Below are 21,747 nucleotides of genomic sequence, written 5' to 3'. Positions count from 1 at the left end.
CTGCTGAAAGAATCTCACTCTATATTCAGCGGCCTCAGCGGACGAATAACCGGGCCCACCCGGAGACACGCCTGATGAGCGAGCTTTTTTACAACGCTGTGCCGAATGCGACCCGTCTCGCCCCGCCACTGCCCGAGCCTCGGCAATACCCCAGCGAGAAACCGCAACGGGTGTACCTGTTCGGGACCTGCGTAGTGGACTTGTTCTACCCGCAAGCCGGAATGGACGCGATCCACTTGCTGGAGCGCGAAGGCATCCGTGTCGAGTACCCGCAAGGGCAAAGCTGCTGCGGTCAACCGGCCTACACCTCGGGCTATACCGAGCAGGCCAGGACCGTGGCGCGCTCACAACTGGCGCTGTTCGCCGGGGATTATCCGGTGGTGGTGCCTTCGGGCTCCTGTGCAGGCATGTTGCGCGAACACTATGCCGACTTGTTCAAGGACGAGCCGGACACGCTGAAACAGGTTCAAGCCCTGGCGGCCCGGACCTATGAACTCGCCGAGTTCCTGTTGTTTGTCTGCAAGGTGCAGCTCAAGGACAGCGGCGAACCGGTAAAAGTGGCACTGCACACGTCGTGCTCGGCACGTCGCGAGATGAACACCCACCTGCACGGCCGCGAGTTGTTGTCGCAGCTGAGCAACGTGGAACGGGTCAATCACGACCACGAAAGCGAATGCTGTGGCTTCGGTGGGACTTTCAGCGTCCGTATGCCAGACATTTCCGGTGCGATGGTGGCCGATAAGACCCGATCGTTGAAGGAATCCGGCGCGCATAAGATCCTGAGTGCCGACTGCGGTTGCCTGATGAACATCAACGGTTCGCTGGAGAAACAGAAAGAAGCGTTGCGCGGCCAACACCTTGCCAGCTTCCTCTGGCAACGAACCGGAGGCGCGCGATGAACGCATCCGCGATTATTCCTACGGTCGCCGTAGAAGAAGATTTCCGCACCCGGGCTCACGAAGCCCTGGGTGACGCGCAATTGCGAGGCAACTTTCGCAAGGCGATGGATTCACTGATGACAAAACGGGCAGCGGCTTTCAGCGATGCCCACGAAAGAGAACACCTGCGCGCACTGGGCAATGCTGTCCGCGCCCGTGCGTTATCCAAGCTGCCCGAGTTGCTCGAACAGCTTGAACAGAACCTGATCCGCAACGGTGTGAAAGTACACTGGGCGGAAACGGTGGACGAGGCCAACGGCATCGTCCTCTCGATCATCCGCGCTCACGAGGGGCGGCAAGTGATCAAGGGCAAATCGATGGTCAGCGAAGAGATGGAAATGAACCATGTCCTCGCTGAGCAGGGCATTGAATGCCTGGAATCGGACATGGGCGAGTACATCGTCCAGCTCGACCACGAGAAGCCTTCACACATAATTATGCCGGCGATCCACAAGAATGCCGGTCAGGTCGCGTCCTTGTTCCACGACAAACTTGGCGTGGAATACACCAAGGACGTTGACCAGCTCATTCAGATCGGTCGCAGGGTCCTGCGGCAGAAATTCTTCGAAGCGGACATCGGCGTCTCCGGCGTCAACTTCGCCGTGGCCGAAACCGGCACCCTGCTGCTGGTGGAGAATGAGGGCAACGGCCGCATGACCACCACGGTTCCGCCCGTGCACATTGCGGTGACCGGCATCGAAAAAGTCGTGGAAAACCTGCGCGATACCGTGCCGCTGTTGTCACTGCTGACCCGATCTGCCCTGGGCATTCCGATCACCACCTACGTCAACATGATCTCCGGCCCGCGCAAGGAACATGAACTCGACGGCCCCCGGGAAGTGCATCTGGTGCTGCTGGACAACGGCCGCAGCCAGGCCTTTGCCGACAGCGAACTGCGCCAGACCCTGAACTGCATCCGATGCGGCGCATGTATGAATCATTGCCCGGTCTATACCCGAATCGGCGGTCATGCCTACGGTGAGGTGTACCCCGGCCCTATCGGAAAAATCATTACCCCACACATGGTCGGCCTGGCGAAAGTCCCGGATCACCCGAGCGCCTCTTCGCTGTGCGGTGCCTGCGGTGAAGTGTGTCCGGTGAAAATCCCCATCCCTTCACTGCTTCGACGCCTGCGCGAAGAAAACGTCAAGGCGCCGGACAGCACAGACCAAGTGATGCGTGGCCAAGGCAGCAAGTATTCGCGCAAGGAGCGCTTCATCTGGAACGCCTGGGCGAAACTCAATAGCTCACCGATGTTGTATCGGCTGTTCGCTCTCGCTGCCACGCGCCTGCGGGGGCTCACGCCGAGCAACGTCGGCCCGTGGACACAAAACCACAGCGCGCCGAAACCCGCCGCCCGTTCACTGCATGACATGGCTCGCGAGCATCTGGCCAAACAGGGAGATCGTTGATGAGCGCCAAACAAAATATTCTCGGCAAACTGCGCAAAAGTCTGACAGGCACCACGCCCGTGGCTGACAACTTCAATGTCGATTTGGTGACCGCGCCCTACACCTACACCCCGGAACAACGTATCCCGCAACTGCGCAAACTGATGGAAGCGGTGCATACGGAAATTCATCTGACTTCGGCTCAAGCGTGGCCCGCCTTGCTGGCCAAACTGCTGCAGGATCGTCAGCTGCCCAGCTTGTTGATTGCACCGACTACAGCGCATGGTCAACAGATCACACAGCATTGGGCGAACAATCCGGCCCTGCCTACACTCAAGGCCTACGACCGCCCGGTGGAAGAATGGAAAGCCGAACTGTTCAACGACACCCCGGCGAGCCTGACCGGCACCCTGGGCGCAATCGCTGCGACCGGTAGCCTTATTCTCTGGCCAACGCGGGAAGAACCGCGCTTGATGAGCCTGGCGCCACCTGTGCATTTCGCCCTGCTCAAGGCCAGCGAAATTCGCGACAACTTCTATCAGGTACAGCAGGAATTCGAATGGGCCCAGGGCATGCCGACCAACGCGTTGCTGGTGTCCGGCCCGTCGAAGACCGCGGACATCGAGCAAGTGCTGGCCTACGGCGCCCACGGCCCTAAAGATCTGGTGGTGTTGATTCTGGAGGACCAATGAGTCTACCGTCCGCTTTCCTGCGTGATGCGCAGCAACTGATCCCCCGGGAACGTCGCTTCGACGACCCACTGTCGACCCTGGCCTTCGGCACCGACGCCAGCTTCTATCGGCTGATTCCGAAGCTGGTCATTCGCGTCGAGTCCGAAGATGAAGTGGTGGCGCTGCTGAAACTGGCGCAGCGCGATCAGGTCCCGGTGACGTTTCGCGCCGCCGGCACCAGCCTGTCCGGCCAAGCTATCAGCGACTCGGTATTGATCGTCCTTGGGGATAACTGGAACGGTCGCGAAATTCGCGGCCAGGGCAGGCAAATCCGCCTGCAACCGGGAGTGATCGGTGCTCAAGCCAATGCCTGGCTCGCGCCATTCGGGCGCAAGATCGGCCCGGACCCTGCGTCAATCAACGCCTGCAAGATTGGCGGCATTGTTGCCAACAATGCCAGCGGCATGTGTTGCGGTACCGCGCAAAACACCTATCACACCCTGGCCGGCATTCGCCTGGTACTGGCCGATGGTAGCCGTCTCGACACCGAAGACGCCGCCAGTGTCGCGGCGTTTCGGCAAAGCCACGGTGAGCTATTGGAACACTTGGCAACCTTGGGCCGCGAAACCCGCGCCAACGCCGAACTGGCTGCAAGAATTCGCCACAAATACCGTCTGAAAAATACCACTGGCCTGTCACTCAATGCCCTGGTGGATTACGACGAGCCTGTGGATATCTTGAGCCATTTGCTGGTGGGCTCCGAAGGTACCCTGGGTTTCATTAGCGCCGTGACCTATGACACGGTTATCGATCATCCGAACAAAGCCTCGGCACTGATCGTGTTCCCGGACGTGGAAACCTGCTGCAACGCCGTCACCGTGCTGAAAAGCCAACCGGTGTCCGCCGTGGAACTGCTGGACCGCCGCAGCCTGCGTTCGGTGCAAAACAAACCCGGCATGCCCGCTTTCGTACAGCATCTGTCGAACAATGCCTGCGCCTTGTTGATCGAATCTCGCGCCGCATCGTCGACATTGCTGCAGGAACAACTGACACAAATCATGGCGTCGCTGAAGTCGTTTGCAGTGGAGAAGCAAGTCGACTTCACCGAAGACCCACAGGAAAACGCTCGTCTCTGGGCTATCCGAAAAGACACCTTCCCCGCTGTCGGCGCCGTGCGCAAGACTGGGACCACGGTGATCATTGAAGACGTGACGTTCCCGGTGGAACAACTGGCCATCGGCGTAAACCGACTGATCGAGCTGTTCGACAAACATCACTACGACGAAGCGATCCTTTTCGGACACGCTTTGGAAGGCAATCTGCATTTCGTCTTCACCCAAGGCTTCAACAACCCGGAAGAAGTCGCACGCTATCAGGCGTTCATGGATGACGTGGCGCAGTTGGTGGCGGTGGAGTTCGGCGGCTCGCTCAAGGCCGAGCACGGCACCGGGCGCAACATGGCTCCATTCGTCGAACTGGAATGGGGCAGCGACGCCTACCAGTTGATGTGGCAGCTCAAGCGCCTGCTTGACCCCTATGGCATTCTCAATCCGGACGTGGTGCTCAGCGAAGACCCGCAAATCCACCTCAAGCACCTCAAGCCCTTGCCCGCCGCCGACGAAATTGTGGACAAGTGCATCGAATGCGGTTTCTGCGAGCCGGTCTGCCCATCGAAAGGCCTGACCCTGAGCCCGCGCCAGCGCATCGTGATCTGGCGCGACATCCAGGCAAAAAAACGCGCCGGGGTCGATACCCGCGAGCTGGAAGCGGCGTATGAATACCAAGGCATTGACACCTGTGCCGCGACCGGTCTTTGTGCACAACGCTGCCCGGTAGGCATCAACACCGGCGAGCTGGTGAAAAAGCTTCGCGGCCAGCACGCCACCCATACGAAAACCGCCAACTGGCTTGAAGGAAATTTCGCCACCGCTTTGCAAGGCGCACGCTTTACATTGCACGTGGCCAACGGTGCGCGAATGTTGTTGGGCGCATCGAGGTTGGCGAAGTTATCGGCGACGTTGACGCGCTTGTCCAAAGGCCAGGTCCCACAATGGACCAACGCCATGCCGCAACCTGAAAAAGCCATTCGCTTCAGCCCGACGGTGACCGATGAGCGTCCGCGCGTGGTGTACCTGGCTGCATGTGTTTCGCGGGCGATGGGGCCGGCGGCCGGTGACAAGGAACAAATGTCGCTGTACGACAAAACCCGAGGCCTGCTGGAAAAAGCCGGCTTCCAGGTGGTTTTCCCGGACAATCTGGACAACCTCTGCTGCGGTCAGCCGTTCGCCTCCAAAGGCTATGCCGAACAGGCCGAACACAAGCGCCAGGAGCTGATCGGAGCCCTGCTCCATGCAAGCCGAGGCGGGCTCGATCCGATCTATTGCGACACCAGCCCCTGCACCTTGCGCCTGACTCAGGACCTTGGCGACGTGCGCCTGGACCTGTACGACCCGGTGCGTTTCATCCGCACGCACCTGATGGATCGACTGGACTTCACACCGCAGGACACCCCAATCGCGGTGCACGTGACCTGCAGCACTCAGCACCTGGGCGAAAGTCAGGCACTGATCGATCTGGCGCGCAAATGCAGCAAAAACGTGGTCATCCCCGAAGGCATTCACTGCTGCGGGTTTGCCGGCGACAAGGGCTTCACCACCCCCGAGCTGAACGCTCATTCATTGCGCACGCTGAAGGACGCTGTGCAGTACTGCAGCGAAGGCATTTCCACCAGTCGTACCTGCGAAATCGGCCTCAGCCAGCATGGTGGGATCGATTATCACGGGCTGGTTTACCTGGTGGATCGCGTCACCCAGGCTCGCACCACCTGAAACCCTGAAAACCTGTAGGAGCGAACTCGCTCGCGATAATCGCCAACGATAACGCTGGCAGCCTGACACTCCGCGGTGTTCCGTCTTACATCGCAAGCAAGCTCGCTCCTACAGGGTCCAGGTTTCCCTGAAAAAAAAACCGAATTCCTGCGCGCAGCTATAGTCATTTAGCTAAGCCCTGCGAAAGGGCTTATAACCACCTCGGCCAGCGGCCCCCTTTCACCGGCAGCACCGAGCCCTCATGCGCAAGGAGATATCCATGAAGAACTCTGCAATTGCTGGATTGTTTATCACGGCGGCACTGCTGGCATCGCCCGTGTTCGCGGCGGACAAAGACCTTTGTGCGGCAAACATTCAACAAATAAGCGATTTCGTGGACAGCGCACCGTCCATACCGGAAGACTCCCTGAATAACGTCAAGAGCGCACTGACCAAAGCCAAGGCATCCCAGGCGGCCGGCAACGATAAGGATTGCGTGGAAATCACCTCCGGCATGATCACCAAGATGCAAATTCGAAACCCTACACGTAACTGATGCCAGGAAGGCCAACCTTCGGGTTGGCCTTCCTGGCCACATTGTCGTAGACTGTACGGGCTTGTTGCTCACGAGATTCACGAGCAATGAGTTCGGGGCCGTTTAGGATTCGACGCCGGTCGCGAAACTTTAGGTGCATGCCGAGTTGGTAACAGAACTCGTAAATCCACTGTTGCAACTTCTTATAGTTGCCAATGACGCTCAATACGGTGTTGATAACGTAGCTTTCGCTGCCTAAAACACTTCTGGTGCCTTCGGGCCCAGCAATCATCAGGGGATGTCTGTAAACCCGAAGTGATTGTCATATAGAACAGAATCGCCGTGCAGTACGTTGTGGACGAAGCGGCTAAAACTTACACAACTCGCCCAAAGCACCCTGCCCGTCGGGTCGCTGAGGGTTAACTTAATAGACACGGCTACGCATGTAGTACCGACAGCGGAGTACTGGCGGACGGGGGTTCAAATCCCCCCGGCTCCACCAAATGATCAAAAAAAGACGTCCACGGACGTCTTTTTTTGTGCCTGAAACCCAGTAATCACACGGCTTCCAGCGCTTTTGCGGTCTTCTGAGATTTTTTGAGTTCCAGCCATTCGGGTATTCCAAACGGTATTCCAGGCCATCCGGTGCTAATCTTTGGAATACCAAATCAGTGCCTGACGTAAATCTCGTGCCTGCTCAAACCCTCCGCCTCTCCGATCGACAGCTCAAGGGAGTCAAACCTGCGTCCAAGGATTACGTCCTCACTGACGGTGACGGTTTGCAGCTCCGTGTACGCAGCAACGGCTCGCTGCTGTGGAATTTCAATTACCGTGAACCGGTGACCAAGAACCGAATCAACATGGGCCTGGGTACCTACCCAGAGCTCTCGCTGGCCCTCAAGGTTGGCATTCCTCAAAGAATAGGCTTTAGCGCCAGCTTAGTGGGTGTGGCCGACGGTGGACGCCTTGCCCAAGGGTAGATCGGCCCACACATGAACTTTTCTTCACCCCGCCTCGAAGCCGCAACCGGTACATTGCCCTCGCTCATTCAAGAAACTACGGTTTGCCCGCCCTCCCGCGGGCTTTTTTTGGCCTGTAGATTGCTCGTCTTCCGCAACGCGCATCGGAGCGCCAGATGACGATCCTCACCCTCCCCTGCAAACGCCTGACGCTGGCTATCCTGAGCCCCGGCCAGGCTGCGCTGGAAAGCGACTTCTACCAGCGCAACCGGGCGCACCTGGAGCCCTGGTCGCCGGTTCGTTCAGATGACTATTACAGCCCGCAAAGAATCCGCTCGCGCCTCGCACAGCAAGCCATGGCGTTTGATGAAGGTTATGCGGTGCATTTCGCCGTGCTGGATCGCGACGACGGGCAAATGATCGGCGCCTGTAATTTCAGCGGCATCATTCGTGGCGCGTTCCAGTCCTGTTATCTCGGCTATCACATTGACCAATCCCGTGAAGGCCACGGTTTGATGCACGAAGCGGTGGAAGCAGGAATACGGTACATGTTCGAAACCATGAACCTGCATCGGATCATGGCCAACTACATCCCGGGAAACGAGCGCAGCGCGCGATTGCTCGAACGCCTGGGGTTTGAGCGTGAAGGTTATGCCAAGGCGTATTTGAACATCGCAGGGCGCTGGCAGGATCATGTGCTGACAGCGTTGATCAGCACGGTTTGGGAAGATCCGGATCGGCAATGGTCCCGGCGCCTGGATTAATAGCGCCGGGTTCTACATCAAGTGGCGGGCATTGGCTGCACATTCCCAACTATTGTGAGAGCGAGCTTGCTTGCGATGACGGGTTGACGGTCGGTACTGAAATCGCACGCTTTACGGGCACCTCCAGCCGCGCTCGTCCATAAAACGCCAGTGCCGTCAGTAAACACGCCAGCCACACAAAGATGCCGGACCAGAATGTATGGGACATATAGTGCCAACCTTGCAGGACCCGCGTCGTGCCATAAACGAAACCCAGCGCCAGCGAGCCATATAGCACCGCTTTGGAATAGCGCCAGCGATAACGTCGCGCAACGAAGTACAGCGCCAACATGGTGAAACCGCCCGAAGCATGCCCACCCGGCCAGCACCGACCATCACCCGCGACCTTCAGCAAATCGAAGTTCTGGTACCACTCCTTGTGCTCGATCTTGCCACCGTATTGTGTCGTCTCAATTGGGCAATACACGCTGGTGTGCCCCTTGAGGTAGTGAATCACGCCTGTGCTGATGGAAAACGCGAATACCACGTAAAGGAAATCCCGTCGATGCTTGCGGGCAAACCGCAGCACTGGCGCGACTTTGATTTTTTCCAGGAACGCGATGAACTTCGGATACTTTTCCGATTTTAGAAGTGGCCACAGGAATGACAAAACAGCACCGATGATCGCAATCTCGCCGGTCCAGTTCGGAATGATTCGCGCCCACTTATGGGTGATCTTTTCGAACAGTTGCACATGGTTCAGCGGGAACTTCTGCGTCACCGGGTCAAAGAAAAAATCGCTGAATGCGATGTCGATTTTGGTCAGGTCAAATAACAGAAACACTACGACTGCACATGCCAGCGGGATACCCAGGTTGACCGAGTAAAAACGAAAACGGGAGAGAGAAATCATTCAGTAGTCACCGAGTGCCAATCCGAAGCGTCGATAAAGCCTAGCATGCTCGGCGCTTGCAGAGTCGAGGCCGTGATGAATAGAGCGGCGCCGTAACCCGGCGTCGAGGCCGAGAACTTGAGGTCTTTCTCAAGTTGCACCATGCATTCGCTGTGGGTCACCAGAATCAGGTTGCGCCCCGCGACTTTGTGTAACAGAGCGTCGCGCAACATGGTGCCCTTGCAGTTGACCAGCCAGTCGTCGCCAGTGCTGACCTTGTTGAACATGTACCTGGCCGTTTGCGCCGTACGCATGGCCGGGCTGTTGTAAATGTCAGCGTTTTTAAGACCCAACTGCTCGAACTGTGCACCGACACCCACCGCGACACTGCGCGACCGATCGGTAATACCATCGTTGCCGCTCAGGCAGGCGGCGCTGGAGTGATCGCAGCGCTCGACATGGCGCACCAGCACAATCATGTCGCCCTTGGCCCACCCCTTCAGCAGAGCCTGAGCACCAGCGACATTGCCATGGGCCAGGTCCGGCACTGAGTCCGGTCGCAACAGAAACACCGTGAGAGGAATGACCAGCAGCGCCGAAGCCAGCACCACTGCAGCATTGCGATAGCTGGCAAAACGGCTCACATCGATTGAGCGGCTTATCCCGAACAAACTCAGTCTCAATTCCACATCAAGCCACCTCGCCGGCGTGCACACCTCATTCGATGCCACGAGGGTAAAGAGACAGGCGTCGGTAGCCAGTGAAACCAATGTGAAAAAAACCTTGTAACAGAATCCCTCCGACAAAATCCTTTCAGCTCCCGCTATTGCTGCCGATACAGAGCTTCTACACCGCATGCTGGCCACCAAAAACAACAATCTTCCAGCCAACCGACGCAAGAAACACCACGTTCCTGGAGGAATTTTGATGAATAGCTGGTTCGGCAATATCAGCGTAAACCTGAAACTGGGCCTGGGATTTGGCCTGGTTCTGGCACTGACCTGCATCCTCGCTCTTACCGGCTGGAGCAGCCTGGGCAGCCTGATTGACCGCAGCAACTGGATGAGCGACATCACTCAGCTCAATTCCGGCCTGACCAAGCTGCGGGTCGTGCGTCTGCAATACATGCTGACCAACGGCGATGAAACCACCGCGCAAAACGTGCAAACCACACTTGAAGCGTTTTCGGCACAGCAGCAGGCCTTGCTGGTGAAATTCAAGAGCCCGGAAAACCTCAAGCTGCTCAAAGAGCAAGGCACCGTCATCGATGCCTACAAGACGTCGCTGAACAAAATGCGTGGTGCCTACCGCTCAGGCAACAGCGCGCGTGAGGTGATGACCGCGAACGCCGAAACCGCCAACACGTTGATCAACGACATCAACACCCGCGTACAGCAAATGCCGCTGAGCGATCAACGCTTTGAGCAATTCCAGGCCATCACCGCTGCCAAGGAAGCCTTCTTGCTGGCCCGTTACGAAGTGCGCGGCTACACCGCCACCACCAATACCGAGACCGAGCAAAAAGCCGTCGCACAACTGGACGCGGCCATCGCCAGCGTAAAATCCCTCAACGCGCACTTTGCTGACGTTCAGCCAGACGCACTGCGTCAGTTGGAAACAGCACTGGGCAACTACCGCAGCGCCTTGCAGGCCTACAAGACCGCGAACAGCGATGTGGTGCAAGCGCGCAAGGAAATGACCGATGAGGGCGCGGCCATCGTCAGCCTCAGCGAGCAGCTCTATCAGATCCAGCTTGACCGCCGTGACGCCGAAAGTGCCAAGGCTCGCACCCTGCAACTGGTCAGCACACTGCTGGCGTTGTTGGTGGGCATCATTGCCGCCATCCTCATCACCCGGCAGATCACCGGCCCGCTGCGCGACACCCTGGCGGTGGTTGATCGTATCGCCAGCGGCGATCTGTCCCAAGACATCAAGGTCACGCGCCGCGATGAACTTGGCGTGCTGCAGCAAGGCATTGCGCGCATGGGCGTGACCCTGCGCGATTTGATCAGCGGCATCCGCGACGGCGTCACCCAGATTGCCAGCGCCGCCGAAGAACTGTCGGCCGTGACCGAGCAAACCAGCGCCGGGGTTAATAATCAGAAAGTCGAAACTGATCAGGTTGCCACCGCCATGCACGAGATGACCGCTACCGTGCAGGAAGTCGCGCGCAATGCCGAGCAGGCTTCGCAAGCCGCCGCTGCGGCGGATGGTGAAGCCCGTGAAGGTGACAAGGTTGTCGGTGAAGCCATCGCCCAGATCGAGCGCCTGGCCAACGAAGTGGTGCGTTCCACCGAAGCCATGACCGTGTTGCAGCAGGAAAGCGACAAGATCGGTAGCGTCATGGACGTGATCAAGGCTGTGGCCGAACAGACCAACCTGCTGGCGCTCAATGCGGCCATCGAAGCAGCGCGCGCCGGTGAAGCCGGACGTGGTTTCGCCGTGGTGGCTGACGAAGTCCGTGGCCTGGCCCAGCGTACACAGAAATCCACCGAGGAAATCGAAGGCCTGGTGGCCGGTCTGCAGAACGGCACCCAGCAAGTGGCGGCGGTCATGAACAACAGCCGCACCCTGACCGACAGCAGCGTAGCCCTGACTCGCAAGGCTGGCGCCTCACTGGACAGCATCACCCGCACGGTGTCCAACATCCAGTCGATGAACCAGCAGATCGCCGCCGCCGCCGAACAACAGAGCGCCGTGGCCGAAGAAATCAGCCGCAGCATCATCAACGTGCGCGACGTCTCCGAACAAACCGCCGCCGCCAGCGACGAGACAGCCGCGTCTAGTGTTGAACTGGCACGGTTGGGCAATCAGTTGCAGCAGATGGTGAGTCATTTCCGGGTTTGATGTCGGGCTAACGCTGAATGAAAGCTCCATTCGCGATCAGGCTCGCTTCCACAGGTCAGTAAGTACCTTGTGGGAGCGAGCCTGCTCGCGATGGCGATCTAACTGGCAATGAAGAAGCTCAGGCGTCCCACGGATTTATCACCTCCAGCCCGGAAAACTCAAAGTCCCGAACATTTCGAGTTGTAATCGGAGCGCCGTGCATTCGGCAAACAGCAGCAATTTGTGCATCAGCCATCGATGCCGCTCGCCCCTTTGCCTCGTAACCCGCCACCAATGTCGCGTACTCGACGGCTGCATGAACATCAAAGGGCAATATCCTGCCGGCAAAGTCTTCTTCAAACATTGCCATCGCATGAGATTCGAGTTTTTGTTTGCGCTTACCAGCGGGAAGGCGCGCGATACCGTGAAGAATTTCCGCCACGGTAACGGCGCTTATTGCGAGCTCCATCGCCGGTTGTGCATCCACCCAGGCAAGAACTTGAGCGTCGGGTTCGGCCCGCATGAACTCCGAAAGTACATTGGTATCGAGCACTATCATTCGCAGAAGTCCACCGCCGTTGCTCTCTCCTCCCGAGAAGGTAGATCGAGTTCAACCCCGCCACATGCGCTGAAGCGCTTACGAATTCTGCTGCCGAGCCCACCCGCACGGTCGACGGTTGCCAATGCCCTTCCCAGGATCAGGCGAGCTTCTTCTTCCATCGAGTGCCCGTTATGGGCAGCCGCGATACGTAGCTGTTCCTTGATTTGATCGTCGAGGTTTCGAATTGTGATGCTGGCCATGACGCCTCCTGCAATCAATGAAATCATTGATTGCAGGCTATCACATCATGCCTCAGTAAGACGTGTCAGCTGCCGAACGGCTCAAACACTAATCGCATTGGTAAACACCAACCGATTACCGAAAGGATCGGTCACGGTCATGTCCTGGCTGCCCCAGGGCATTGCCTGGATCTGTGGGCGGGCGAAGGCGTATTCCTTGGCCAGCAGTTGCTGCTGGAAAGTTTCCAGTTCGCTGGTCTCGATGCGCAGTGCCGAGCCCGGCGTTGCATCGCCGTGATGTTCGGACAGGTGCAGCACGCATTCACCGCGAGAGACTTGCAGGTACAACGGGAAGTTGGCTTCAAAGCGGTGCTGCCAGTCGATCTTGAAACCGAGGAAGTCGACGTAGAATTCGACCGCCTTTGTTTCATCAAAAATGCGCAGGATCGGAGTGGTTTTGCCGAAGCTCATCGAGTTGCTCCCAGACAGAATTAGCCCAGAGTGTAGCGGGCTGTACGTCAGCGGATCGGCTTGGGAATGGCATACTTTAATCTCAATATGCCATCACTCTTCAACATTAAAAGATCGCAGCCTTCGGCAGCTCCTACAAGGGGCTAAACCCATCGCGCAGGTTCCCTTCCCGCGCTAGAAACCGGCCTTCCCTTCTGCCGTTTGCCTGGCCGTCGCGGTAACTGAGTACGCCGTTAACCCACACACCTTCGATGCCTTCGGCCGCCCGTTGTGGATCGTTGAAATCCGCCACGTCACGAATGGTTGCCGGGTCGAATAGCACCAGGTCGGCCCAATGGCCTTCGCGAATCTCGCCCCTGCCCTTCAAGCCGAATCGCGCCGCCGACAGCCCGGTCATCTTGTGCACGGCGGTGTGCAGCGGGAACAGTCCCACGTCTCGGCTGAAATGTCCGAGCACCCTCGGGAACGCGCCCCACAAACGTGGATGAGGAAACGGGTCTTCCGGCAAGCCATCGGAGCCGACCATCGACAGCGGGTGCGCGAGGATTCTGCGCACATCGGCCTCGTCCATTCCGTAATACACCGCACCGGCGGGTTGCAGCTGGCGGGCGGTATCGAGCAACGACAGGTTCCATTCGGCTGCGATGTCCATCAGGTCACGACCGCCCATTTCCGGGTGCGGTGTCGACCAGGTGATGGTGATGCGATGGGCATCGGTGACCTGTTTGAGATCCAGCGTCGAAGAGCTCGCGGCATACGGATAGCAATCGCAGCCCACCGGATGGGTTTTCGCAGCCTTTTCCAGGGAGGCCAACAGTTGCGGGCTGCGCCCCCAGTTCCCGGCACCGGCACATTTGAGGTGGGAAATGATCACCGGGGATTTCGCGTGGCGGCCGATCTGGAAGGCTTCATCCATGGCCTCCAGCACCGGTTCGAACTCGCTGCGCAAATGGGTGGTGTAGACCGCGCCGAAGGCCGTCAGCTCTTCGGTCAGTTGCATGACTTCATCCGTGGAAGCCGAGAAGGCACTGGCGTAGGCAAGACCGGTGGATAAACCCAGCGCACCAGCCTCCAGGCTTTCACGCAACTGTTCACGCATCGCGGCGATTTCATCCGCTGTGGCGGTGCGAAACAGGTCATCGAGGTGGTTGCTGCGCAGCGCTGTATGACCGACCAACGCCGCCACATTCAGTGTGGTGTTCGCCGCTTCGACGGCGGCGCGGTAATCGCTGAACTTCGGATAAGCAAATGCAGCGGCGGTGCCGAGCAGGTTCATCGGGTCCGGCGGATCACCGCGCAAGCTCACTGGTGACGCGCTGATCCCGCAGTTGCCGACGATCACCGTGGTTACGCCCTGGCTCAGTTTTGGCAGCATCTGCGGTTGGCGGATCACCACCGTATCGTCGTGGGTGTGGACGTCGATGAAACCCGGCGCCAGCACCTTCCCTGCCGCATCGATTTCTTCGCTCCCACGGGCGTCAGACAAGTCGCCAATACGCTCGATGCGACCGTTCATGACTGCCACGTCGGCGCGATAGCCTGGGCTATTGGTACCGTCGATGATCAGGGCGTTGCGGATCAGCGTGTCGTACATCATGTCAGTCTCCCAGCGGCAAGTGATCGTCGCCGCCGCGGTAATCGTCCAGGGCGAGTTTGATCCGCCGCAGACGCTCTTGATTGTCTTCAGGATTGGCCAGTGCCAGCTCGGTGGCAAGCACATCGATGGCGAGCCACATGCCGTAGCGTGCCGCCGTCGGTTTGTAGATGAACGAGGTCTCGACGCCTTGCAGCGGCAGAACGATATCGGCCAATTGCGCCAAAGGTGAGTCGCCGCGAGTGATGGCCAGGATGCGGGCGCCGTAGTTGCGCGCCAGCTCCATGGTTTCCACCAGTTCAGGGGTGATGCCGGTCAACGAACAGACGATCACCACGTGATCGGCGCTGAGGCTGGCGGCGGTGACGCGCATCATCACGGCGTCGTGGCACACCGCGATCGGATAACCGAGGCGTACCAGGCGGACTTGCAGTTCATCGCTGCACAGGGTCGAGCAGCCGCCCATGCCGAAGGCATGAATCATTCGCGCCTTGCCCAGCAGCTTCACCGCATCGGCAAAACGCGACTCATCGAAAGCCGACAGATGCTGGCGCAAGGTCGATTCGATATCGCCAACAATCTGCCCGTAAAACGCCGACTGATCCGGTGTGCCCGCCGGGTCGAGGAAACGACTGCCCACACCACTGGCCTGGGCCAGTTGCAAACGCAGGTCACGCAAATCCTTGCAGCCGACGGTACGGGCGAACCGAGACAACGTGGCGGTGCTGACTTCCGCCCGCTGGGCCAGTTCATCGAGGCTGGCGGACGCGGCAAATCCTACGTCGTCGAGCATCAGGCGAGCGATGCGTCCTTCACCGGCGCTGAAAGAATCCTGGCGGGCGCGAATCTGGTAAAGGATGTCCATGGCAGATGGCTCCGGTTAAATCAGGTAAGAAAGGCCGACGGTCAAAGCAAAAGCTACAACCGAGATCAGGGTTTCCAGCACCGTCCAGGTCTTGAAGGTCTGGGCCACTGTCATGTTGAAGTATTCCTTGATCAACCAGAAGCCGCCGTCGTTGACGTGGGAAAAGATCACCGAACCGGCACCGGTTGCCAGCACCAGCAATTCCGGATGCGGATAACCCAGGCCGATGGCCACTGGCGCAACCACACCTGATGCGGTGGTCATCGCAACCGTAGCCGAGCCGGTAGCAATGCGCATCAGCGCGGCGAACAGCCAGCCCATGATCAAGGGCGACAGGTGGAATTCGTGAGCCAGGCCGACGATCTGGTCGGTGACGCCAGCGTCCACCAGAATCTTGTTCAGGCCGCCGCCCGCGCCCACCAACAGGGTGATACTGGCGGTCGGCGCCAGGCATTCATTGGTGAACTTGAGGATCGATTCGCGATTGAAACCCTGGGCCAGGCCGAGGGTCCAGAAGCTCAGCAAGGTCGCCAGCAGCAAGGCGATTACCGAGTTGCCGATGAACAGCAGGAACTGGTTGAAGCCCGTGCCCGGCGTAGAGATCAGATTGGCCCAGCCGCCGATCAGCATCAGCACCACCGGCAACAAAATGGTCGCCATGGTGATGCCGAACCCCGGCAGGCTGTCGCGCGGTTCGCGTTCGAGGAACTGGCGCTCCAGCGGGTTTTCCGCCGGCAGTTGAATGCGCGGCACAATGAACTTGGCGTACAGGGGGCCGGCAATGATCGCCGTCGGAATGCCGATCGCAATCGCGTAGAGCAAGGTCTGCCCCACCGACGCCTGATACACCTGCACCGCCAGCATCGCAGCCGGGTGCGGCGGCACCAAGGCATGCACCACCGACAGTCCGGCAACCATCGGCAAACCGACCATCAGGATCGATACGCCAACCCGACGCGCCACGGTGAACGCGATCGGCACCAGCAACACAAACCCGACCTCGAAGAACAGCGGCAAGCCGACCAGGAACGCGATGCAGACCATCGCCCAGTGCGCGTTTTTCTCGCCGAAGCGGTCGATCAGCGTGCGCGCCACCTGCTCGGCGCCACCGGACTCGGCCATCATCTTGCCAAGCATCGTCCCGAGCGCCACCACCAGCGCAATATGCCCCAGAGTCTTGCCAACCCCGGCTTCGTACGCACCCACCACACCCGATGGCGGCATGCCCGCCACCAGCGCCAGGCCGATGGAGATCAGGGTGATGACAATGAATGGATTGAGCCGGTAGCGGGCGATCAGAACGATCAGCGCAATGATGGCGATGGCGGCATACACCAGCAGCCAATAACCGAAGGACAGGGTCATGCGGTACTCCTCGAGAGGGTCACGTCGAAATATTTGTGAAACTCTTAAAACATTTCGAGGCGCGATTATCAAACGAGGTGAAAGTAATTTTCGTGCAGAGGTAAGGCGTGTCGCTAATGGGTATGTTGTGTCGCGATTAATGAAAATTGGGCGGGCGAATTTTCATCAGCCTGAACTCATTATCGAGTTGAAATGAGTGCCCCATCGCCAGCAGGCTGGCTCCCACACGGGAATGCATTCTCATGTGGGAGCCAGCCTGCTGGCGATAAAGCTGACGCGGTATTCAGTCGTGATTGACGTGTGCCCGCTTGAGCAGCTTCTTGCAACGCTCGGACAGGTGCAGCACGCGCAGGTGCTTGCCGGCCTTTGCATAGCGCTCGCGCAGGGTCTTGAGGGCAGCAATGGCCGAGTAGTCGACGAAGCTCAAATGGCGGCAGTCAATGGTCACCACCGCCGGGTCGTTGGCCGGATCGAACTGATTGAGGAAGGGTGTCGTGGAAGCGAAGAACAGCGTCCCGTGCATCAGGTACAGCTTGCCGCCGTCAGCCTCGAGGTGACTGTCGGCGTAAAGCTCGCGAGCCTGCTGCCAGGCAAAGTTCAACGCGGCAATGACGATCCCGCACATCACCGCCGTGGCCAGGTCGGTGAACACCGTGACCACCGTCACGGCAATGATCACCAGCACGTCGTTCAGTGGCACCTTGTTCACCACTCGCAGCGAAGCCCACGCGAAGGTCTGCTGCGACACGACGAACATCACGCCGACCAGCGCGGCCAAAGGAATACGCTCGATCAGCGGCGACAGAAACAGGATAAACAACAGGATCGAGACCCCGGCCACGATACCGGACAAGCGCCCGCGCCCACCGGAGCTGAGGTTGATCACGGTCTGGCCGATCATCGCGCAACCGCCCATGCCGCCAAACGCGCCAGACACCACATTGGCCGCCCCCAGCGCCACGCATTCGCGATCCGGATAGCCACGGCTCTCGGTGATTTCGTCAGTCAGGTTCAGGGTCAGCAGGGTTTCCAGCAGGCCGACCAGCGCCATCAAAATCGCGTAGGGCGCGATGATGCGCAAGGTTTCCAGGCTCCACGGGATGTCCGGTAGCGCCAGGGTCGGCAAGCCTGCGGCGATGTGCGCCATATCGCCCAACGTGCGGGTTGGCAGGCCAAGCAGGTAAACCGCCAGGCCAACGCCGAGAATCGCCACCAATGCCGGCGGCACCGTGCGCGTCAGGCGCGGCAGCACATAAACAATCGCCATGGTCACCGCGACCAGGCCGATCATCATGTACAGCGGCGTGCCGCTGAGCCAGGTCTCGCCGCTCTTGAAATGCTCCAACTGGGCCAGCGCAATGATGATCGCCAGGCCATTGACGAAGCCGAGCATCACCGGATGCGGCACCATGCGCACCAGTTTGCCCAGCTTGAGCAGACCGAACGCGATCATGATCAACCCGCCCAGCAACACGGTGGCCAGCAGGTACTGCACGCCGTGTTGTACCACCAGCGCGACGATCACCACCGCCATCGATCCCGCTGCGCCGGACACCATGCCTGGCCGGCCGCCGAACAGCGCGGTCAGGGTGCAGATGATGAACGCACCATACAGCCCCATCAGCGGGTTGAGATGAGCCACCAGCGCGAAAGCAATGCATTCGGGCAACAGGGCAAAGGACGTGGTGAGGCCGGCCAGGACATCGGCGCGCAGGTTTTTGGGTTTCATGGGGGGACCGCATGCAGGAGGAGCAAAAAGAATGTGCGGATGTTACGGAATTGAGGGCAGCCCGGCCAGTTGTAGGGACTTCGAAAATGCCATCGCGGGCAAGCCTCGCTCCCACAGATTTTGTGTCGTTCAATGGTTTTATGAACGACTCGATTCCTGTGGAAGCGGGCTTGCTCGCGAAGAACGATGACGCGATCTAAAGCGAATTCACTCTTGCGCAGGATTCACGAATCAGCCGGTGAAGTCCGTGGAGGCATACAGCGCCAACTTGCTCTGGATGAAGTCCAGGAAGCATTGAATCCGCAGGGCCAGTTGAGAGTTGCGGTAGTACACAGCGTTGATCGGTTGGCGATAGCCGCTGTTGAACTGGGCCAGTAACACTTTCAAGCGCCCGGCACGAATGTCTTCGATGGTCATGTAGTGCGACAGGCTGGCGATGCCCTGGCCTTCCAGCGCCAGGTGGCGAATGGTCTCGCCGCTGGAGGCGCTGAGCGAAGCCTGGATTGGCCAGCGATCACCGTGCACGTAGCGCAGCGGCCATTGGTTGAGACCTTCGTTGTGGGTGAAGCCCAACAACGTATGGTCGGTCAAGTCAGCGACCGCCGTCGGTGTGCCGTGCTTTTCCAGATACGCCGGGCTTGCGACGATGTGCAATGGACTGCAACCCAGGGATCGAGCGTGCAGGGTCGAATCAGCCAGGGTGCCGATGCGAATCGCGATGTCGGTGCTTTGTTCCAGCAGGTCGATGATCAGGTCGTTGCTGTTGAGTTCGAGCTGGATGTCCGGGTAGAGCCTGCGGAACTCGTCGATGTACGGCACGATGGCGTGCAGCATGAAGGGCGATGCGGCATTGATGCGCAAGCGCCCGGACGGCGTTTGCTGGCGCGACGACAAACGCTCTTCGAGCTCATCCATCTGATCGAGAATCAGCTTGGCGTGCTCGAAGAAATACTTGCCTTCTTCAGTCAAATCCATGCGCCGCGTGGTGCGGTTGATCAACGTCGTATCGAGTTTGGCCTCCAGCCGCGACAGCGTCCGGCTGACCGCCGAGGGCGTTTGGCCAACCTGCTCGGCTGCCGCGGAAATCGAGCCGCATTCAATCACGCAGACGAAAATCTGCAACTCATCGGATCTGGCTTTCACGTGTGTCCTCTTTCGCGAACCGGCGTTGCTCAAACCGCCAGGATCGCAGCCTTCGGCAGCTCCTATAGGGTGATATCTGTGTAGGAGCTGCCGCAGGCTGCGATCTTTTCGGCCGTTGCGTCCGATAGTAGCCCGAATCGATTAAACCGACAGGCCAAACACCTCGCTCAAATGCTGCTCATAACGCACCACATCGGCTTCGATGTTCGGCCGTTTCATCACGTCCACGCAGAGAAAGGTCGGCAGGCCGGTCATGCCAAGGAACTCGTTGGCCTTGTGGAACGGGAAGTACACCGCGTCGACGCCTTTGGCTTCGAAGAAATCGGTGGGGTCGTCAAACGCTTGCTGCGGCGCGTTCCAGGTCAGCGAGAGCATGTACTGCTTGCCCTGGATCAGGCCACCGCTGCCGTACTTTTGCGAAGCATCGGAACGGGTGCGGCCGTCGCTGGCGTAGAGGCTGCCATGACCTTCGGTGAAGACTTCGTCGATGTACTTTTTTACGGTCCACGGCGCGCCCATCCACCAACCGGGCATCTGGTAAATGATCACATCGGCCCAAAGGAATTTGGCGACTTCTTCAGCAACGTCGTAGCCCTCGTCGATGAACGTGGTTTTCACGTCCATGCCGCCACGATCCAGCACGCTGAGTGCTGCGTCATGCAGGGTGGCGTTGTAGCGGCCATCAGAGTGGGCGAATTTTTTGCCGCCATTGAGCAACAGAACTTTTTTCATGGGGGGTCTCGGGAAAATCAGAAACGGAAAGATTAGAAACGGGAAGATCAGGAATTGGATGGCGGCAGAATAGCGATCCGCCTCGCGCGGAATAAGCGCACGACTGGCAAAATTCATTTGACCTATACGCACGAATCAACTGGCAATTGTTGCCTTAGACTGGCGCCGATTCTGACTTGAGGAGAGATTTCATGAGTGAAATTCAAGGCTTCATCCTGCACGCCAAAACCCGTCCGGAAAAATCCGACGCCTTCGAAGCGTTCTTCAGCGGTCATGTGCAGGCAAGTCGCGCCGAGCCCGGCTGCATCGAGTACCACATGCTGCGCGACAAACAGGACCCGACGCTGTTTATCTTTTACGAGATCTGGCAATCCCAGGCCCACCTCGACGTGCACTCGAACCTGCCGCATATGAAACAGTTTCTTGAACAACGCGACGAATACCTGGAACGGGACTTCGAGATCCGCGCCATCGATATGATCAGCTCGTCGTCTGCTAGCCGCTGATCAATAAATGGCCGCCGAGCAATCCCAGGCCGATAAAGAACACGCGCTTGAACAATATGGCGCTGATCCGCTGGCGTAACCACTGCCCGAGCAACATGCCGAGCACCGCCGGAATCAGCGCCAGCAACGACGCGCTCAACTCGCCACCACCCAGAGCCCCGCGCCACAACAAGCCGCCGGCCAGGGCGAGGGTCGAGACCGTGAATGACAGGCCCAGCGCCTGCACCAGCTCATCCTTGCTCAAACCCAGTGCCTGCAAATAAGGCACCGCCGGAATCACGAACACCCCCGTGGCCGAGGTGATCACACCCGTGATCAAGCCGCACAGCGGACCCAGCCAGCGTTCGCTACCAGTGCCGACGCGCAAGGTCGGTAGGAGCAAACCGCTCAACGCATAGAGCAACAACGCCGCGCCCAAACCCCGCACCACCCGGTGACCACCTGACATGCCAATCCACAACGTGCCCGCTGCGGTGCCGAAGAAAATCGCCAGCAACATCGGCCATAACCGTTTGACCAACCCCAGCAGGTGCCCACCGAACGCCAGTTGCCAGACATTGGTCAGGGTCGCGGGGATAATCAGAAGTGCTGCAGCCTGTGATGGCGCCATAGCCAGACCCAGCAGCCCCATGGCGATGGTCGGCAGCCCGAGACCGATCACACCCTTGATCATGCCGGCCAGCAGGAACGTGGCGATGACCAGCAAGGAAAGGGTCAGGCCGAGATTTTGGTAGAACGCGGAGAATGTATTCATGGGCTCATGGTGAGCCTGGACGGGCCGGTTGAAAATCTGCCATATA

The 21,747-nt window shown here is 58.9% G+C and carries 20 protein-coding genes, 1 other RNA gene and 2 pseudogenes; 11 read left to right on the top strand and 12 right to left on the bottom strand.

From position 1 onward, the window contains the following. Positions 1–74: 74 nt before the first annotated feature. The 8 genes and pseudogenes from ACRESJ_RS18345 to rimJ all read left to right on the top strand — a co-directional run bounded on the left by ACRESJ_RS18345 (position 75) and on the right by rimJ (position 8,065). Positions 75–899, top strand: coding sequence for a (Fe-S)-binding protein (locus ACRESJ_RS18345; RefSeq protein WP_431759146.1), 825 nt, complete (start codon positions 75–77; stop codon positions 897–899). Beyond that, on the top strand, positions 896–2,350 hold the full coding sequence (locus ACRESJ_RS18340) for a LutB/LldF family L-lactate oxidation iron-sulfur protein (RefSeq protein WP_431759145.1): 1,455 nt from the start codon (positions 896–898) through the stop codon (positions 2,348–2,350). The genes ACRESJ_RS18345 and ACRESJ_RS18340 overlap by 4 nt, the downstream gene beginning before the upstream one ends. Continuing rightward, a complete protein-coding gene (locus tag ACRESJ_RS18335) occupies positions 2,350–3,021 on the top strand; it encodes a LutC/YkgG family protein (RefSeq protein WP_431759144.1) in 672 nt (223 codons plus the stop codon). Before ACRESJ_RS18340 ends, ACRESJ_RS18335 begins: the two co-directional genes overlap by 1 nt. After that, positions 3,018–5,828 (top strand): FAD-binding and (Fe-S)-binding domain-containing protein, encoded by a 2,811-nt coding sequence (locus ACRESJ_RS18330; RefSeq protein WP_431759143.1) that lies wholly within the window; start codon positions 3,018–3,020, stop codon positions 5,826–5,828. The genes ACRESJ_RS18335 and ACRESJ_RS18330 overlap by 4 nt, the downstream gene beginning before the upstream one ends. A 259-nt stretch (positions 5,829–6,087) precedes the next feature. Beyond that, positions 6,088–6,363: a hypothetical protein gene (locus ACRESJ_RS18325; RefSeq protein ID WP_431759142.1), complete on the top strand. Its 276-nt coding sequence runs from the start codon at positions 6,088–6,090 to the stop codon at positions 6,361–6,363. Between the two features lie 94 nt (positions 6,364–6,457). Next, positions 6,458–6,844, top strand: a transfer-messenger RNA (tmRNA) gene (gene ssrA / locus ACRESJ_RS18320). Positions 6,845–7,031: 187 nt separating this feature from the next. After that, positions 7,032–7,238 (top strand): annotated as a pseudogene (locus tag ACRESJ_RS18315) (integrase arm-type DNA-binding domain-containing protein); the annotation flags it as partial. 239 nt (positions 7,239–7,477) lie between these two features. After that, positions 7,478–8,065, top strand: coding sequence for a ribosomal protein S5-alanine N-acetyltransferase (rimJ, locus tag ACRESJ_RS18310; protein ID WP_431759141.1), 588 nt, complete (start codon positions 7,478–7,480; stop codon positions 8,063–8,065). 49 nt (positions 8,066–8,114) lie between these two features. Here the strand turns inward: rimJ and ACRESJ_RS18305 are convergent, their stop codons facing one another. Both ACRESJ_RS18305 and ACRESJ_RS18300 read right to left on the bottom strand, forming a co-directional pair. Then, positions 8,115–8,957, bottom strand: coding sequence for a phosphatase PAP2 family protein (locus tag ACRESJ_RS18305; protein WP_431759140.1), 843 nt, complete (start codon positions 8,955–8,957; stop codon positions 8,115–8,117). Then, positions 8,954–9,625 (bottom strand): histidine phosphatase family protein, encoded by a 672-nt coding sequence (locus ACRESJ_RS18300; protein WP_431759139.1) that lies wholly within the window; start codon positions 9,623–9,625, stop codon positions 8,954–8,956. Before ACRESJ_RS18300 ends, ACRESJ_RS18305 begins: the two co-directional genes overlap by 4 nt. Positions 9,626–9,791: 166 nt before the next feature. Here ACRESJ_RS18300 and ACRESJ_RS18295 point away from each other — a divergent pair. Beyond that, a pseudogene (locus tag ACRESJ_RS18295) lies at positions 9,792–10,877 on the top strand (methyl-accepting chemotaxis protein); the annotation flags it as partial. A 42-nt stretch (positions 10,878–10,919) separates the two neighbouring features. Then, complete coding sequence (locus ACRESJ_RS18290) at positions 10,920–11,783, top strand: methyl-accepting chemotaxis protein (RefSeq protein WP_431759153.1); 864 nt, start codon at positions 10,920–10,922, stop codon at positions 11,781–11,783. A 118-nt stretch (positions 11,784–11,901) separates the two neighbouring features. Here ACRESJ_RS18290 and ACRESJ_RS18285 read toward each other — a convergent pair whose 3' ends face one another. The 9 genes from ACRESJ_RS18285 to ACRESJ_RS18245 form a co-directional block, all read right to left on the bottom strand. After that, positions 11,902–12,321: a type II toxin-antitoxin system VapC family toxin gene (locus tag ACRESJ_RS18285; RefSeq protein WP_431759138.1), complete on the bottom strand. Its 420-nt coding sequence runs from the start codon at positions 12,319–12,321 to the stop codon at positions 11,902–11,904. Further along, a complete protein-coding gene (locus tag ACRESJ_RS18280) occupies positions 12,318–12,563 on the bottom strand; it encodes a FitA-like ribbon-helix-helix domain-containing protein (protein ID WP_431759137.1) in 246 nt (81 codons plus the stop codon). Before ACRESJ_RS18280 ends, ACRESJ_RS18285 begins: the two co-directional genes overlap by 4 nt. Before the next feature lie 81 nt (positions 12,564–12,644). Continuing rightward, on the bottom strand, positions 12,645–13,013 hold the full coding sequence (locus ACRESJ_RS18275) for a glyoxalase superfamily protein (RefSeq protein WP_431759136.1): 369 nt from the start codon (positions 13,011–13,013) through the stop codon (positions 12,645–12,647). A gap of 133 nt (positions 13,014–13,146) precedes the next feature. After that, positions 13,147–14,610, bottom strand: a complete 1,464-nt coding sequence (locus ACRESJ_RS18270) for an N-acyl-D-amino-acid deacylase family protein (protein WP_431759135.1) — start codon at positions 14,608–14,610, stop codon at positions 13,147–13,149. Position 14,611: 1 nt separating this feature from the next. Continuing rightward, positions 14,612–15,472, bottom strand: a complete 861-nt coding sequence (locus tag ACRESJ_RS18265) for a MurR/RpiR family transcriptional regulator (protein ID WP_431759134.1) — start codon at positions 15,470–15,472, stop codon at positions 14,612–14,614. Positions 15,473–15,487: 15 nt separating this feature from the next. Further along, positions 15,488–16,837 carry a gluconate:H+ symporter gene (locus ACRESJ_RS18260; RefSeq protein WP_431759133.1) on the bottom strand — a complete coding sequence of 450 codons (1,350 nt, stop codon included), beginning with the start codon at positions 16,835–16,837 and terminating at the stop codon, positions 15,488–15,490. Positions 16,838–17,120: 283 nt separating this feature from the next. Continuing rightward, positions 17,121–18,566, bottom strand: a complete 1,446-nt coding sequence (locus ACRESJ_RS18255) for a SulP family inorganic anion transporter (RefSeq protein ID WP_431759132.1) — start codon at positions 18,564–18,566, stop codon at positions 17,121–17,123. 231 nt (positions 18,567–18,797) lie between these two features. Continuing rightward, positions 18,798–19,709 carry a LysR family transcriptional regulator gene (locus tag ACRESJ_RS18250; RefSeq protein ID WP_431759131.1) on the bottom strand — a complete coding sequence of 304 codons (912 nt, stop codon included), beginning with the start codon at positions 19,707–19,709 and terminating at the stop codon, positions 18,798–18,800. Positions 19,710–19,850: 141 nt separating this feature from the next. Beyond that, positions 19,851–20,441 (bottom strand): NAD(P)H-dependent oxidoreductase, encoded by a 591-nt coding sequence (locus tag ACRESJ_RS18245; RefSeq protein ID WP_431759130.1) that lies wholly within the window; start codon positions 20,439–20,441, stop codon positions 19,851–19,853. A 191-nt stretch (positions 20,442–20,632) separates the two neighbouring features. Between ACRESJ_RS18245 and ACRESJ_RS18240 the strand changes: the two genes are divergently transcribed. Beyond that, complete coding sequence (locus tag ACRESJ_RS18240; protein WP_431759129.1) at positions 20,633–20,947, top strand: putative quinol monooxygenase; 315 nt, start codon at positions 20,633–20,635, stop codon at positions 20,945–20,947. On the opposite strand, the gene ACRESJ_RS18235 is transcribed toward ACRESJ_RS18240, so the two are convergent. Further along, positions 20,937–21,701: a sulfite exporter TauE/SafE family protein gene (locus tag ACRESJ_RS18235; RefSeq protein WP_431759128.1), complete on the bottom strand. Its 765-nt coding sequence runs from the start codon at positions 21,699–21,701 to the stop codon at positions 20,937–20,939. The genes ACRESJ_RS18240 and ACRESJ_RS18235 overlap by 11 nt on opposite strands. Between the last annotated feature and the right edge of the window lie 46 nt (positions 21,702–21,747).

It is taken from the genome of Pseudomonas sp. (genome assembly GCF_050739655.1).
Classification (GTDB): domain Bacteria; phylum Pseudomonadota; class Gammaproteobacteria; order Pseudomonadales; family Pseudomonadaceae; genus Aquipseudomonas.
The sequence above is the reverse complement of the archived record's forward strand: the minus strand, read 5'-3'. Positions and strand labels throughout refer to the sequence as shown.